This window comes from Sandarakinorhabdus sp. (genome assembly GCF_987265915.1).
In genome coordinates, this window is the sequence record NZ_OZ503948.1 from 2,171,061 (window position 1) to 2,185,028 (window position 13,968).

18 protein-coding genes and 1 tRNA gene are annotated in these 13,968 nt (G+C 65.4%); 8 read left to right on the plus strand and 11 right to left on the minus strand.

Annotated elements, in window-relative coordinates; all coding sequences use genetic code 11:
* Positions 1 to 9 precede the first annotated feature (9 nt).
* The 5 genes from AC6UUM_RS10560 to tkt are packed head-to-tail and all read right to left on the minus strand — an operon-like array spanning position 10 to position 4,889.
* A complete protein-coding gene (locus AC6UUM_RS10560; RefSeq protein ID WP_500802237.1) occupies positions 10 to 336 on the minus strand; it encodes a type II toxin-antitoxin system PemK/MazF family toxin in 327 nt (108 codons plus the stop codon).
* Positions 333 to 635 (minus strand): CopG family ribbon-helix-helix protein, encoded by a 303-nt coding sequence (locus AC6UUM_RS10565; RefSeq protein ID WP_500802238.1) that lies wholly within the window; start codon positions 633 to 635, stop codon positions 333 to 335. The genes AC6UUM_RS10560 and AC6UUM_RS10565 overlap by 4 nt, the downstream gene beginning before the upstream one ends.
* A gap of 52 nt (positions 636 to 687) precedes the next feature.
* Positions 688 to 1,884 (minus strand): phosphoglycerate kinase, encoded by a 1,197-nt coding sequence (locus AC6UUM_RS10570; RefSeq protein ID WP_500802239.1) that lies wholly within the window; start codon positions 1,882 to 1,884, stop codon positions 688 to 690.
* 3 nt (positions 1,885 to 1,887) lie between these two features.
* On the minus strand, positions 1,888 to 2,895 hold the full coding sequence (gene gap, locus AC6UUM_RS10575; protein WP_500802240.1) for a type I glyceraldehyde-3-phosphate dehydrogenase: 1,008 nt from the start codon (positions 2,893 to 2,895) through the stop codon (positions 1,888 to 1,890).
* 29 nt (positions 2,896 to 2,924) lie between these two features.
* Positions 2,925 to 4,889, minus strand: a complete 1,965-nt coding sequence (gene tkt, locus AC6UUM_RS10580) for a transketolase (RefSeq protein WP_500802241.1) — start codon at positions 4,887 to 4,889, stop codon at positions 2,925 to 2,927.
* Positions 4,890 to 5,083: 194 nt separating this feature from the next.
* On the opposite strand from tkt, the gene AC6UUM_RS10585 reads away from it, so the two are divergent.
* The 5 genes from AC6UUM_RS10585 (at position 5,084) to AC6UUM_RS10605 (ending at position 6,935) form a co-directional block, all read left to right on the plus strand.
* The gene (locus AC6UUM_RS10585) at positions 5,084 to 5,299 is read left to right on the plus strand and encodes a hypothetical protein (protein WP_500802242.1); all 216 of its coding nucleotides are present in this window, start codon (positions 5,084 to 5,086) and stop codon (positions 5,297 to 5,299) included.
* 5 nt (positions 5,300 to 5,304) lie between these two features.
* Positions 5,305 to 5,589 carry a cell division protein ZapA gene (locus AC6UUM_RS10590; RefSeq protein WP_500802243.1) on the plus strand — a complete coding sequence of 95 codons (285 nt, stop codon included), beginning with the start codon at positions 5,305 to 5,307 and terminating at the stop codon, positions 5,587 to 5,589.
* 219 nt (positions 5,590 to 5,808) lie between these two features.
* Positions 5,809 to 6,381, plus strand: coding sequence for a 5-formyltetrahydrofolate cyclo-ligase (locus AC6UUM_RS10595; protein WP_500802244.1), 573 nt, complete (start codon positions 5,809 to 5,811; stop codon positions 6,379 to 6,381).
* A 9-nt stretch (positions 6,382 to 6,390) separates the two neighbouring features.
* On the plus strand, positions 6,391 to 6,630 hold the full coding sequence (locus AC6UUM_RS10600; protein ID WP_500802245.1) for a DUF2842 domain-containing protein: 240 nt from the start codon (positions 6,391 to 6,393) through the stop codon (positions 6,628 to 6,630).
* Entirely contained in the window at positions 6,627 to 6,935 is a 309-nt protein-coding gene (locus AC6UUM_RS10605; protein ID WP_500802246.1) for a chorismate mutase, read from the plus strand. Before AC6UUM_RS10600 ends, AC6UUM_RS10605 begins: the two co-directional genes overlap by 4 nt.
* A 43-nt stretch (positions 6,936 to 6,978) precedes the next feature.
* Here AC6UUM_RS10605 and AC6UUM_RS10610 read toward each other — a convergent pair.
* Positions 6,979 to 7,055, minus strand: a tRNA-Asp gene (locus AC6UUM_RS10610).
* Positions 7,056 to 7,153: 98 nt separating this feature from the next.
* On the opposite strand from AC6UUM_RS10610, the gene AC6UUM_RS10615 reads away from it, so the two are divergent.
* Positions 7,154 to 8,074 (plus strand): acyl-CoA thioesterase, encoded by a 921-nt coding sequence (locus AC6UUM_RS10615; protein WP_500802247.1) that lies wholly within the window; start codon positions 7,154 to 7,156, stop codon positions 8,072 to 8,074.
* Positions 8,075 to 8,109: 35 nt separating this feature from the next.
* Here the strand turns inward: AC6UUM_RS10615 and AC6UUM_RS10620 are convergent, their stop codons facing one another.
* The 3 genes from AC6UUM_RS10620 to AC6UUM_RS10630 are packed head-to-tail and all read right to left on the minus strand — an operon-like array spanning position 8,110 to position 10,627.
* Positions 8,110 to 8,865, minus strand: a complete 756-nt coding sequence (locus AC6UUM_RS10620) for a glycosyltransferase family protein (RefSeq protein WP_500802248.1) — start codon at positions 8,863 to 8,865, stop codon at positions 8,110 to 8,112.
* Entirely contained in the window at positions 8,865 to 10,187 is a 1,323-nt protein-coding gene (dctA, locus tag AC6UUM_RS10625; protein WP_500802249.1) for a C4-dicarboxylate transporter DctA, read from the minus strand. Before dctA ends, AC6UUM_RS10620 begins: the two co-directional genes overlap by 1 nt.
* Before the next feature lie 41 nt (positions 10,188 to 10,228).
* The gene (locus AC6UUM_RS10630) at positions 10,229 to 10,627 is read right to left on the minus strand and encodes a hypothetical protein (RefSeq protein ID WP_500802250.1); all 399 of its coding nucleotides are present in this window, start codon (positions 10,625 to 10,627) and stop codon (positions 10,229 to 10,231) included.
* A gap of 124 nt (positions 10,628 to 10,751) precedes the next feature.
* On the opposite strand from AC6UUM_RS10630, the gene AC6UUM_RS10635 reads away from it, so the two are divergent.
* Complete coding sequence (locus AC6UUM_RS10635; RefSeq protein WP_500802251.1) at positions 10,752 to 11,603, plus strand: dienelactone hydrolase family protein; 852 nt, start codon at positions 10,752 to 10,754, stop codon at positions 11,601 to 11,603.
* Positions 11,604 to 11,716: 113 nt separating this feature from the next.
* Complete coding sequence (locus tag AC6UUM_RS10640; protein ID WP_500802252.1) at positions 11,717 to 12,028, plus strand: GIY-YIG nuclease family protein; 312 nt, start codon at positions 11,717 to 11,719, stop codon at positions 12,026 to 12,028.
* Between the two features lie 71 nt (positions 12,029 to 12,099).
* Here AC6UUM_RS10640 and AC6UUM_RS10645 read toward each other — a convergent pair whose 3' ends face one another.
* Positions 12,100 to 12,777, minus strand: coding sequence for a nitroreductase (locus tag AC6UUM_RS10645; RefSeq protein ID WP_500804955.1), 678 nt, complete (start codon positions 12,775 to 12,777; stop codon positions 12,100 to 12,102).
* Complete coding sequence (locus tag AC6UUM_RS10650; protein ID WP_500802253.1) at positions 12,777 to 13,964, minus strand: BaiN/RdsA family NAD(P)/FAD-dependent oxidoreductase; 1,188 nt, start codon at positions 13,962 to 13,964, stop codon at positions 12,777 to 12,779. The genes AC6UUM_RS10645 and AC6UUM_RS10650 overlap by 1 nt, the downstream gene beginning before the upstream one ends.
* Positions 13,965 to 13,968 lie beyond the last annotated feature (4 nt).

Below are 13,968 nucleotides of genomic sequence, written 5' to 3' on the forward strand. Positions count from 1 at the left end.
TTCCCTGTTCTAAAGTGCGAGCCAACGGCGCAGCGCGTCATCGACACTGCGCATGGTGGCGGGGTGAATGCTGCCGACAATTTCGCCGACGCTATTTTTGCTGACGGTGGCAACCCTGTCGGTCATGATGCGGCTGGGTTGCTTCAGCCCATTGTTCCCGTCCGGCAGCACTGGAATGCGCACCAGCGGCGCATCAATGCCGGTGGTGGTAATCATGGCCACTGTCACCCGGCGCGCATCGCTTGGCGCATCATCGCTTTGCACCACCAGCGCCGGGCGCGGCTTGCTGGTCAGGGCGCCGCGTTCGGCCACGATCACCACATCACCGCGTTTCATCCGGGCAATCCGTCGCATGGTTTGCCAGGACGCTGTTCCGCGGCTTGCTCTTCATGATCGAGATCGTCCAGCGCTTCCGCCACCAGCGCATCCAGAAATGCGTCGGTGTCGTCCACATTGCGGGATTCCCACTCGGCGATGGCCTGCACTTGCCGGACAAATTCGTCGCGCTCATCCTCACGCCTGAGGTAGGTCACCAAGGCTTCGCGCGCGACATCGCTCTTGCTGCGCCGCTGCCGCAGGGCCAGCGCCGTCAATCGGCTATCCATCTCCGCATCAAGCCGCACGCCCAGCATCATCGCCTCCGTTGAACATGTTCAACATAGGCGGCAGCAAGGCGGCCGACAAGCATCAGGCCTGGCCCAACGCCGCGACGCCCGGAAGCACCTTGCCTTCCATCCATTCCAGGAAGGCACCGCCAGCGGTCGAGATGAAGCTGAAATCCGCTGTCACGCCGGCATGGGCCAGCGCTGCCACCGTGTCGCCGCCGCCCGCCACCGTCAACAAGGTGCCGGCCTGGGTGAGCGCGGCGGCGGTGCGCGCCAGGGCGACGGTTGCGGCATCGAAGGGCGCCATTTCAAACGCGCCCATCGGGCCGTTCCACACGCAGGTCGCGCAAATCTTCAGCGCATCACCCAAGGCTTCGACAGCGGCAGGGCCGATATCGAGGATCATTTCATCGGCGGCAATGTCATGGATATTGGCGATGCGATGGTCGGCATGCGCCTTGAATTCGCGCGCGACGAAAACATCATAGGGCAGATGGATGGTGCAGCCCGCGGCCTCGGCACGCGCCATGATATCGAGCGCCGTGCCCTTCAGATCATGCTCGCACAGGGATTTGCCGACATCCAGCCCCCGCGCCGCCAGGAAGGTGTTGGCCATGCCGCCGCCGATCATCAAATGATCGACCTTGCCGACCAGATTGAGCAGCACATCGATCTTGCTGGAGACTTTCGCGCCGCCAACGACCGCCGCCACCGGCCGCTGCGGTGCGCCCAGGGCCGCGGTCAGCGCCTTCAATTCCGCTTCCATCGTGCGGCCAGCAAAGGCCGGCAGCACGCGCGCCAGGCCTTCGGTGCTGGCATGGGCACGGTGTGCGGCCGAAAACGCGTCGTTGACGAAATAATCGCCATTCGCGGCCAAGGCGGCCACGAACGCCGGATCATTGGCTTCCTCGCCAGCGTGGAAGCGGGTGTTTTCAAGGCAGGCAATCTCGCCGTCTGCCATGGCCGCCACGCCGGCCGCCGCCACATCACCCACACAATCATCGATGAACGCCACCGGCCGGCCGAGCACTTCGGCCAGCGCTGCCGCCACCGGTTTCAGGCTGTTCTTCGTGTCCCGCCCCTTGGGCCGGCCGAAGTGCGACAGCAGCAGCACCTTGGCGCCGGCATCGGCGAGCGCGGCAATCGTCGGCACCGCGGCGCGCAGGCGGGTGGCATCGCCAACCACGCCATCGGCCATCGGCACGTTCAGATCGACGCGCACCAGCACGCGCTTGCCGGCCAGCGCCGGCATCTCATCGATCGAGCGAAAACCAGCCATGGCTCAGAGGAACTTGCCCATGGCGACAGCCGTATCGGCCATGCGGTTGGAGAAGCCCCATTCATTGTCGTACCAGCTGAGCACGCGCACCAGATTGCCGCCGATTACCGCGGTTTCCAGGCTGTCCACGGTCGAGCTCGCCGGGCTGTGGTTGAAATCGATCGACACCAACGGTTCGACGGCGAAATCCAGCACGCCGTTCAGTTCGCCGGCAGCAGCGGCGGCCAGTGCGGCATTCACTTCGTCCTTCGTGGTCGGCCGCGCGCTTTCGAAGGTCAGATCGACCACCGAGACATTGGGCGTCGGCACGCGGATCGCTGAACCATCGAGCTTGCCCTTCAACTGCGGCAGCACTTCGCCCACCGCGCGCGCCGCGCCGGTGGTGGTGGGGATCATCGACAGCGCCGCGGCGCGGGCGCGGCGCGGATCGTCGTGGATCTGATCGAGGATCTTCTGATCGTTGGTATAGGCGTGCACCGTCGTCATCAGGCCCTTGACGATACCGAATTCGCGATCGAGCACCATCGCCACCGGTGCCAGGCAGTTGGTGGTGCACGAAGCGTTGGAAACGATATTGTGATCGGCGGTCAGCTTGTCGTGATTGACCCCATAAACCACCGTCAGATCGACATTCTTGCCCGGCGCCGAGATCAGCACCTTCTTCGCGCCCGCGGTGATGTGAGCGCCGGCCTTGGCGGCATCGGTGAAGAAACCTGTGCATTCCAGCGCGATATCAACGCCCATGGCGGCGTGCGGCAGCTTGGCCGGATCACGCTCGGCGGTGACGGCGATGCGCTGGCCATTCACTATGATGGCATCGCCATCCACGCTCACCGTGCCGGGGAATTTGCCATGCACGCTGTCGCGGGCCAGCAGGCGCGCATTGGCTTCCGGCGAGGCCAGATCGTTGATCGCCACCACGACGATATCGATGCGGCCCGATTCGACGATGGCGCGCAACACATTGCGACCGATCCGCCCGAACCCGTTGATTGCCACTTTCAGCGCCATGTGCGTCGTCCTTCTCGTGTTTGCCCGTCTCAGCGGGCCAGTTTGCTCTTGATCTGCGCGGCGATGGCCGGCGCGGTGATACCGAATTCGGCATAAAGCTGCTCGGCCGGTGCCGACGCGCCGAACCGATCCAGCCCGATGGTGATGCCGCCATCACCGACATAACGATGCCAGCCCATGGTGACGCCGGCCTCCACCGAAACCTTCAATGCGTCGGCCGGCAGCACATCGGCGCGATAAGCGGCATCAGCCTCATCAAACCGCTCCCAGCACGGCATCGACACCACGTCCGCACCGATGCCGTCGGCTTCCAGCAGAGCGGCGGTATCGATCGCCACCCCGACTTCCGATCCGGTGGCGATCAGCACCACCGCGCGTGGCGCCGTGGCGGCCTTCAACCGATAGGCGCCCAGCGCCGTCCTGTTCTCGCTCACATCGTCGCGCACCGGCGGCAGATTCTGCCGCGACAGCGCCAGCACGCTGGGTCGCGTCGTGTCGGCCAGCGCACAGGCCCAGGCCTCCGCCGTTTCGATGGCGTCGCACGGCCGATACACCGCCAGATTGGGAATGGCGCGCAGGGACAGCAGATGTTCGACCGGCTGGTGCGTCGGGCCATCTTCGCCCAGGCCGATGCTATCGTGGGTCAGCACATGCACCACCCGCGCCTGCTGGATGGCGCCCAGCCGGATGGCGTTGCGCATATAATCGCTGAACACCAGGAAGGTGCCGCCGAACGGCACCACGCCGCCGTGCAGCGCAATGCCGTTCATCGCGGCGGCCATGCCGAATTCGCGGATGCCATAATGGATATAGCGCCCGCCATAATCGGCGGCGCTGAACACTGCCTGGCCCTTTGCGCGGGTGTTGTTCGATCCGGTCAGATCGGCTGAGCCGCCCAGCAGTTCGGGCAGCGCCGGCACCAGCACATCCAGCGCCATTTCGCTGGCTTTGCGGCTGGCGACCTTGGGCGGGTTGGCGGCAAGACCAGCCATGTAGTCCCGCATCACCGCAGCTGCCGGCAGATCACCGGCCATGCGCTTGGTGAAGGCTGCGCCTTGGGCATCGGCCGCGAGCCGGGCTTCCCAGGCGGCGCGCTCGGCCGCGCCGGAAGCGCCCAGGCCTTCCCACCAGGATTTGATGTCGGCCGGAATCTCGAACGGGCCATGGCTCCAGCCCAGCGCCGCCTTGGCGCCTTCGATTTCCTTGGCCCCCAGCGCGCTGCCATGCACGCCGCTGGTGCCGGCCTTGGTGGGGGCGCCCTTGCCGATGGTGGTGCGCGCCGCGATCAGGCTGGGGCGGGGATCGGCCGCGGCCGCCGACAGCGCCCGGTCGATATCGGCGAAATCATGGCCATCGCAGGCCACGACATGCCAGCCGGCGGCGGTGAAGCGCAATGCCATGTCTTCGCTGCTTGACAGGCTGACCGGGCCATCGATGCTGATGCGATTATCGTCCCAGATCACGTTAAGCTGGCCCAGTTGCAGGTGCCCGGCAAGGCTGATGGCTTCCTGGCTGATGCCTTCCATCAGGCAACCGTCGCCTGCCACCACCCACGTGCGGTGATCGACAAGATCAGCGCCGAATTGCGCATTGAGATGGCGTTCGGCGATCGCCATGCCCACCGCCATCGCAAGCCCCTGCCCCAGCGGCCCGGTGGTGCATTCCACCCCTTCCAGCTCGGTGTTTTCGGGGTGGCCGGCGCACGGGGAGTGCAGCTGGCGGAAATTGCGGATGTCATCCAGCGTCGGCCGGGCATAGCCGGTCAGATACAGCAGCGCATAGATCAGCATCGAGCCATGACCGGCCGACAGCACGAACCGATCACGATCCGGCCACTTCGGCGCGGCCGGATCAAATTTCAGATGCTTGGCAAACAGCAATGTCGCAACATCGGCCATGCCCATCGGCATGCCGGGGTGGCCGCAGGTGGCCGCTTCGACGGCATCCATGGCCAGCGCCCGGATGGCATTTGCAGCGCGGGAAAGATCGGTCATTGCGGCCGTTCCTGATGTCCGGCCGCCCTGCCCCAAGCGAAAGGACAGCGTGCCGATAAAGATTCATGCAAGCTTGCGCGCGGCTTTGGCCGATGCGCCAAGCTCACGTCAAGTTTTTGCATGCATGGCGCGGCAGTTCGGACGATTTTGCGGCATTTGCGCGGCTTGACCGGGGCTGAGACCGCGCCTTATCAATGGCGCCCAAGATATTGATCAATCGAAGGACGTCACCGATTTCCGAGCTGGAGCAACTGATCGCCCGCGCCGAAGCGGCCTTGGCGGCCATCGCGGCCCACCGCGCCGCCGAGTCCGCGGCGCGTGCGGCGGATCGGGCGCGGCTGGCCCGCATCGAAGCAGCAGCCGCGGACGCGGTGGCGGCGCTGGACGCGTTGCTGGCCGGGAAAGGCTGAGGCGCATGGCACAAGTGGCCATCACGGTGGGCGGGCATCAGTATCGCATCGCGGCGCGCGACGGCGATGAAACCCGCATCGAACGGCTGGGCGCCGAACTGGCAACGCGCGCCGGTCGGCTGACCAAGGCGCTGGGCGTCATGTCGGAGGCGCAGACGCTGGTGATGGTGGCGCTGATGCTGGCCGATGAACTGGCCGAGGCACGCAATGGCGGCACGCCGGCGCCCGATCTGGCGCGGCTGACTCGCATCGTCGAGCAGTTGGAGGCGTTGGCGGACAGCCGCCCTTGAGAAGCCCCCCGCAAACGCCTATATCCCGAGACGGCGGGCACTGCCCGGTACGCGCAAGCAAGCATCCCTGAGGCGATAATCATCCTATCGGGGGCTGGCACTGGATGGACCCTGGTCTGTCACACCTGGCTCCCACCTGACGTTACTGGCGTCAGAGGATCTTCAAGTCCAACGGCCCATGGTGGTCCCGCCAACCCCCTCCCAACGGAAACGCCGCGCGTGAACAAGACAGACCTGCGCCGCCAGTATCGCTCCGCCCGCCGCGCTCATGTCGCCAGCCTCAGCAAGGCGGCGCGCGAAGCCGAGGAGCGCGCGCTGGCCAGCCATATCGCCCCGCTGCTTCCCGGTATCACCATGGCCGGCAGCTATGCCGCCGTCGGCGACGAGATCGACCCGATGTGGATCGAGCGGCTGCTGGGGCCCCACGCCTTCCCGCGCGTCGTCGGCCCCGATCTCAGCTTCCACATCGCCGCCTGGGCCGACATGAAGCCCGGCTTCCAGGGCATCCCCGAACCGGCCGCCACCGCGCCGCGCGTGGAGCCCGATCTGGTGCTGGTGCCGCTGGTGGCCGTCACGCTGGCGGGCGTCCGCCTCGGCCAGGGCCGCGGCTATTATGACCGGGCGTTGGCCACGCTGCGCAGCCAGGCCGCCCGCGCCGGCAAGCCGCTGCTCGCCATCGGCCTTGCCTGGGAATGCCAGATTGCCCCTGCCCTGCCTGCCGACGCGTGGGACATGCCGCTGGACATGGTCGCGACACCGGCGCGGCTGGTGGATTGCCGCAAAGGCCGGTAAACGGCGCCCATGCAACTCGCCCCGCACCGCATCCCGCCCGAACCAAGCTGGCGCAAGCCGGTCGGCATGTTCGGCATGATCCTCTATATCGCCGTCTATGCGCTGATCATCTCGGTCTTGTCCGATCAGATCACCGGCTTGCCGCAACTGGTGCAGACGGCCTTTTATCTCGTCGCCGGCATTGCCTGGGTGGCGCCGTTGAAGCAGCTGTTCCTGTGGATGAACACCGGCCGCTGGAAGGTGAAATGAGCGTGCTGCCCGCCAGCGACTGCCAGACGATGCAGGAGGTGCGCGCCGGGGTCGATGCGCTCGATCGGGAACTGGTCGCGCTGCTCGCCCGCCGCTTCACCTATATGGACGCCGCCGCCCGCATCAAGGCCAGGCGCGAATCCGTGCGCGATGAACCCCGCAAGGCCCAGGTGATCGCCAATGCCGCCGCTGCGGCCAGCGCAGCCGGCCTGCCGGCGGGCCTGGCCGAAACCCTGTGGGAGGCGCTGGTCGAAGCCTCAATCGCCCATGAACTGGGCAAATGGGACCGCTTGCACGCGGATTGATGGGGGTTTCCACAGCGGCGGCGGGCAAGACCACTGAAACCAGTGGCGCGAGTGACGGGGCTCGAACCCGCGACCTTCGGCGTGACAGGCCGACGCTCTAACCAACTGAGCTACACCCGCTTGCGCTGTGGAAGCGCGGCAATATGGGGGGGCCGCCCCGGTGTCAAGCAGGTTATGTCGCCATATTGCCCGCAGCGCGAGATGGGTTATGGGAACCCATGGACACGAGCGCCGCACCCCATACGCCCAACCCCGAAGCTGCCGTCACCAGCCTGCTGGCGCTGCTGCAACTGGAGGAGGTCGAAACCGATCTGTTCCGCGGCCAATCCACCAACGAGGGCTGGATGCGGGTCTATGGCGGCCAGGTGGTGGCACAGGCGCTGATGGCAGCCAGCCGCACCGTGCCGACTGACCGATATTGCCACAGCCTGCACAGCTATTTCATCCGCCCCGGCGATCCGGCCCTGCCCATCGTTTACAAGGTGGAGCGCGACCGCGACGGCGCGGGATTTACGACTCGCCGGGTGGTGGCCATCCAGAAAGGCCGGCCGATCTTCAACATGGCGGCCAGTTTCCAGGGGGTGGAACCGGGGCTGGAACATGATGTCACCCCGCCGGCCGACGTGCCGCACCCCGAAACCCTGGAAAGCGGAGCGGAATGGGCGCGCCGCAACGCACCCAACGCACCCGAACCGTGGAAAACCCTGTGGCTGCGCCGGGATCGGCCGCTGGATGTGCGTAGCGAAGACCAGGGCGATCTCGAAAGCTTCTTCAATCCCGAACGCCGCCCGCCGCAGCAGCGCCACTGGGTGCGCCTTGCGACGCCCATGCCTGAAGCTGCAGCCGCCGATCCGGTGTTGCAACGCTGCCTGTTCGCCTATGCCAGCGACATGACCCTGCTCGATACCTGCCTCAACCCGCACGGCATCAGCTGGGCCAACCCGACGCTGCAATCGGCCAGCCTCGATCACGCCATCTGGTTCAACGCCACGCCCGACATGAACATGTGGAACCTGTTCGATCAGGATTCGCCAATGGCCGCCGGCGGCCGCGGCATCAACCGTGCCATCGTGCATGATATCAATGGCCGCCCGGTGGCCTGCGTGATGCAGGAAGGGCTGATCCGGGTGCGGGGCTGAAAAACTCCCTCCCCTTGCGGGGAGGGCGTTTCGAACTAACTGATATTCCCGCCCGCCTTGATCAGATCGCCGCCAAACAAATGGCTGCCCACATGCCCCAGCTTGATGAACGGCTGCGCATGCACCTGCCCGCCGTGCCGCCGCCACAGCGCACAGAAATGATAATCCTCCGACAATAACGCTCCCGTCTCATCGATGCTGGTGGCGAAAAATTCGTGGGTCAGCGGCCTCAGATATTCCCCCGTCGTGCCATCGCGAATCGTGGAGGTGCGGTATTGCGGCACATGCGGGGCCAGCGCCTCGAACACGCGCCGGTTGATCAGCATGAAGCCGGTGCCACCATGGCGCACCTCGATCAGGCCGCGCGCATCAGGGCGGGCCGCGTTTTCATCCAGCAGGTTGAACACGAAGCTGCCGCCAAAATCCTGCAAGCCCGTCTGGCCCGCCGCAGCCGCCCGCTCGATGCGCGGCCAGTCGATTTCCTTCTTCGGCGCGATGCCGCAGACGATATCGACATCCGCCGCCAGCAAGGCCGGCACCGCTTCGCCATCGAACACCATGTCGGCATCGATGAACATCAGGTGGCTGTAATCGCTGGCCAGGAACAGCCGCGCCAGTTCGTTGCGGGCACGGGTGATCAGGCTTTCGTTCGACAACTGGTGCCAATAGAGCGGGATGCCGCGCCCGTGCATGCTGGCCACCGTCTGCAACAGGCCATGGACATAGGGCGCCGAGCACAGGCCGCCATACATCGGCGTGGCGATCATCACGCTGGGCGTGACGGCGCTCATCAATCCGCGTCCTGCTCCGCCCCCTGCGGCGGCAGCGCATCGCCGAACTTGCGATCACGGAACACCGCGGCGAACTGCGCTTCATCGATGCCGCCTTCCCAGCGTGCCACCACCACGCAGGCCACGGCATTGCCGATGAAATTGGTGAGCGCCCGGCATTCCGACATGAAGCGATCAATGCCCAGGATCAGCGCCATGCCCGCCACCGGGACCGACGGCACCACCGACAAGGTTGCAGCCAGGGTGATGAACCCGGCCCCGGTCACGCCGGCCGCGCCCTTGGACGAGATCATGGCGACGGCGAGCAGCGCCAGTTGCTCCGACAGCGCCAGGTCGATCCCGCAGGCCTGGGCGATGAACAGGCTGGCCAACGTCATGTAGATGTTGGTGCCATCCAGGTTGAAGCTGTAGCCGGTGGGCACCACCAGGCCGACCACTGCCTTGGGGCAACCAGCGCGCTCCATCCGCGCCATCAGGCCGGGCAGCGCACTTTCGGAACTGGAGGTGCCGAGCACCAGCAGCAGCTCGGTTTTCAGATACGCCAGCAGCGTGAAGATCGAGAAGCCCGCGGCACGCGCAATCGCACCGAGCACCAGGCACACGAACAGGATCGCCGTGCCATAGAAACAGGCGATCAGCAGCGCCAGATTGGCAATCGCCCCCAGCCCGAACTTGCCGATGGTGAAGGCAAAGGCCCCGAACGCGCCGATGGGGGCCAGCGCCATGAACAGCGCGGTCAGGCGGAACAGGCCGGTCTGGAAGGCGGCCAGCACGTTCATCAACGGCTCCGCCGGCGCGCCGACGATGGCCAACGCCGCACCCATGCTGATCGCCAGAAACAGCACTTGCAGCATATTGCCTTCGGTGAACGGCGACAGGATCGACGAGGGGATGATGTCCATCAGGAACGGGATCAGCCCGCCCTCCCCGGCCTTGGCCACATAGGTCGCAACCGCACCGGAATCGAGCGCCGCCACATCGACATCAAGGCCATCGCCCGGCCGTACGACATTGGCGACGATCAACCCGACGATCAGCGCCAACGTGGACACCGCCAGGAAATAGGCAAAGGCCTTGCCGGCCACGCGCCCGACCCGCCCCATGTCGCGCATATGGGCGATGCCGGTGACGATGGTGACGAACACCAGCGGCGCCACGACCAGCTTGACCAGCTTGATGAAGCCATCGCCCAATGGCTTGAGCGCGACACCGGCATCGGGCGCCTGCCAACCGATCAGCCCGCCCACGACGATAGCGGCCAGAACCTGCGCATAAAGCTGGCGCCAGATCGGCTTTGGAATATGTGTGACGGCGTCCCCCATGGCCCTTCCTTAACGGGCAGGCTGCGCTGTGGCCAGACCGCTCAACGCGGCACGAACCGATCGGCGGCCAGATTGGCCGCGATGGTGCGTTCAAGATCGGCAACCTCGTCCATCAGGCGTTTGTGGCTGCGCGTGGCTTCGGCATGCGCGGCGCGCAGCCTGGTATGGCGAGCGGCAATGGCGGGTGTGAGGTCACCTTCGGCACCACGCTGGTGATCGCGCAATTCGCTGCCGTGACGATCAAAACTCGTATCGTGCCGGCGCAGCGCCGCCACCACCGTTTCCAACCGGCGGGCGGCCGCCATGTGCTGCGCATTCCAGCGGGCGTGATCGTCAATCCAGCTGCGGTGTTCGGCGATGCGGGCGGTCTCGGCCGGCGCCGCAGCCGGTGATGCCGGCACGGCCGCTGCCAACAGGAGCGAGAGGGCGTAGATCGACATGCAGCGACTCCGGGGCGCAGGAAAACATTGCATCTTTGTAATGTTTATTTGGATACTGGCAAGCACAGGGCAAGCCGGTATCGTTGGCGCTATCGCCCCATAGCCTCAGACAAGGACACGCCACATGGTCACGCTCACCCGCCCCGACAGTTTCGTGCCTGAAGATCTGGCCTTGTCGCGCCGTGCCATGCTGCTGGCCGCCGGCTATGCCGCCTTCGACATCGGTGCGAATGCGCAGCCGATTTCGACGCCAGCCGATGGCCTGATCACGGGCTGGGAAACACTGCCCGGCGGCCTGCCGGCGTTCGTGGCGCGCCCTGCGGGGAAGGGCAAACACAAGACCGTGATCGTGGTCAACGAAGTGTTCGGCGTGCACGAATGGATCAAGGATGTGGCCCGGCGCTTTGCCAAGGCCGGCTATGTCGCCATCGCGCCGGAATTCTTCTTCCGCGGCGATCCCGACAAGACGTTGGGCGGCTTGAAAGATTTTTCCGCCATCCTGGCCATCGTCAACAAGGCCGGCAACGAACAGGTGATGGGCGATGTGAAGACGACGCTCGATTGGGCAGCGGCGCAATCGTTTGTCGATGGACAAAAATTCGCCATCACCGGCTTCTGCTGGGGCGGCGCCGTCACCTGGATGGCCGCCGCGCGCTTCCCGCAACTGAAGGCCGGCGGCGCCTGGTACGGCCGCATCAAGGGCGCGCCCGGCGCCGAAAACCGCAAATGGCCGCTGGAAATCGCTGCTGAGCTGAAAGCGCCGGTGCTGGGTCTTTACGGTGCGCTCGACAAGGGCATCCCGGTGGCGGACGTCGAGGACATGCGCGCGGCCATCAAGGGCACGAAGAGCGACATCATCCTCTATCCGAATGCCGACCACGGGTTTCTGGCGGATTACCGTCCGAGCTACAACGCGGAGGCCGGCAAGGACGCGTGGGCCAAGTTGCTGGCGCATTTCAAGGCGAACGGGGTGTAACGCAAAAGGAAAGCCAAGCCCCGTGTCGAGCACGGGGTGACGAACAAAGTGACCGTCACCCCGTGCTTGACACGGGGCTTGGCTTTTTCTTCGGCCTACCGCATCAATTCAGAATGGAAAAAGGCGGCTGGGTGTACATCATGGCAAACCGCTATCGCGGTGGCATGTATGTCGGCGTGACCGCTGATCTCACCCGCCGCGTCCAGCAACATCGCGAAGGCACCGGATCCACCCACGTCACCGATTACGGCAAGCTGCGCATCGTTTATGCCGAACGCCATGACGATATCGAACGCGCCATTGCGCGCGAGAAGCTGATCAAGAAATGGCGGCGGGAATGGAAGTTCGCGCTGATCGAGAAGGACAATCCGGATTGGCGCGATTTGTGGGACGATTGGTTCCCGGCGCCCAAGCTGAACGAATAGCCAAGCCCCGTGTCAAGCACGGGGTGACGATAAGCTTAACCGTCACCCCGTGCTCGACACGGGGCTGGGCTTCACTCACCAAACCCCACGAACCGCGCCGCTTCCGCCACGCTCTTGCGCTCCGAAACCACGGCGTTCGCCGGGAAACTCTCATCCGGCCACCCGATGGCAATCGCCTTCATGATCACCTGATCATCCGCAATGCCGGCATGTTCGCGCACCACTGGCGATTGCATGATGCCCTGGGAATTGATCACCGCGCCCAGCCCGCGGGACCAGGCGGCGTTGACCAGGGCGGTCGAAACGGCACCGCAATCGAACGGCGTGTCGTCGCTGCCATTCAGCACGCGATCATAGGTGATGATCACGCACACTGGCGCATCGAACTGCCGAAAGCCGCGCAGCACCCAATCCATGCGCGCTGGCGCATCGTCCCGCGCGATGCCCATGGCGCTGAACAATTGCTTGGCGACACCGATCTGGCGTTCGCGGTGGACGCCTTCGAATGCCGTGCCGGTGCGGAATTCGCGGCTGTGGGGCACGCCGGCGATATTGCGCTCGGTGTTGCCGGCGCGGATGCGATCCAGCGGTTCGCCGGTGACCACGGTGAAATTCCATGGCTGGGTGTTCATCGATGACGGCGCCCGCATCGCCAGCGTCAGTATCTCTTCGATCAGCGCGCGCGGCACCGGATCGGGCTTGAACCCACGCGTGCTGCGCCGGCCCAGGATCACTTCGTCGAACGTCATCATGCGCTTCGTCTCTCTGCAATCGCCACGCCCGCCGCATGGCCGCTCGCCCAGGCCCATTGGAAATTATAGCCGCCCAGCCAACCGGTGACGTCCACCGCTTCACCGATGGCGTAAAGCCCCTCAATGTGATTGGCCATCATCGTGCGCGACGACAGGCCGGCGGTGTCGATGCCGCCCGCCGTGACTTCGGCCTTGGCAAAGCCCTCGGTGCCATCGGGCCGGAATTGCCAGCCCTTCAGCCGCTGCATGGCGGCGGTGAGCGCCGCGTCCTTCTGATTGGCCATTTCCCCCGGCAGCGCCACGGCCTCTGCAAGCGCTTCGGCAAGACGTTCCGGCAAGGCGCTGGCAAGTATGGATTTCAGCCCCGCCCTCGGCCGCTGCCGCTTCATGGCGCCCAGCCAGTCGGCCGGTGCATCGGGCAGGAAATCCACCGATATGGCTTCGCCATGCCGCCAGTAACTCGACGCCTGCAACATTGCCGGGCCGGACAGGCCGCGATGGGTGAACAGCGCGGCTTCCCGGAAGGCGGCCTTGCCGGCTGTTGCCACAACGGTCGCCGCCACGCCGGCGAGCTCACAAAACAGGCTTTCGCCCCCTGGCAATGTGAACGGCACCAGCGCCGGGCGCGGCGGAATGATGCGCAGACCGAATTGCTTGCCCACCTGGTAGGCAAAGCCGGTCGCCCCCAGCTTGGGGATGGCCGGGCCGCCAGTGGCGATCACCAGCTGCGGCGCGGTATAAATGCCGCCGCTGGCGGTGACGATGAACTGTCCATCGGCGTGGGTCACATCACTGATCGCCTGGCCGAACGCGAAATCCACGCTGCCGGCGGCGCATTCGTCCATCAGCAGCGCCACGATCTGCCGCGCCGATCCATCGCAGAACAATTGCCCCAGCGTCTTTTCGTGAAAGGCGATGCCGTGCTTGCGCACCAGATCGACAAAATCCGCCGCTGTGTAGCGCGACAGAGCAGATCGTGCGAAATGCTTGTTTTCGCTCAAGTACCGATCAGGCGCGGCGCCCACATTGGTGAAATTGCAGCGCCCGCCACCGGAAATCAGGATCTTCTTGCCTGGCTCCACATTGTGATCGATCACCACCACCCGCGCGCCCGCCTGCCCCGCGGTGGCCGCACAGAACAGCCCCGCCCCGCCAGCGCCCAGGATGATCGCGTCATGCTGCATGATG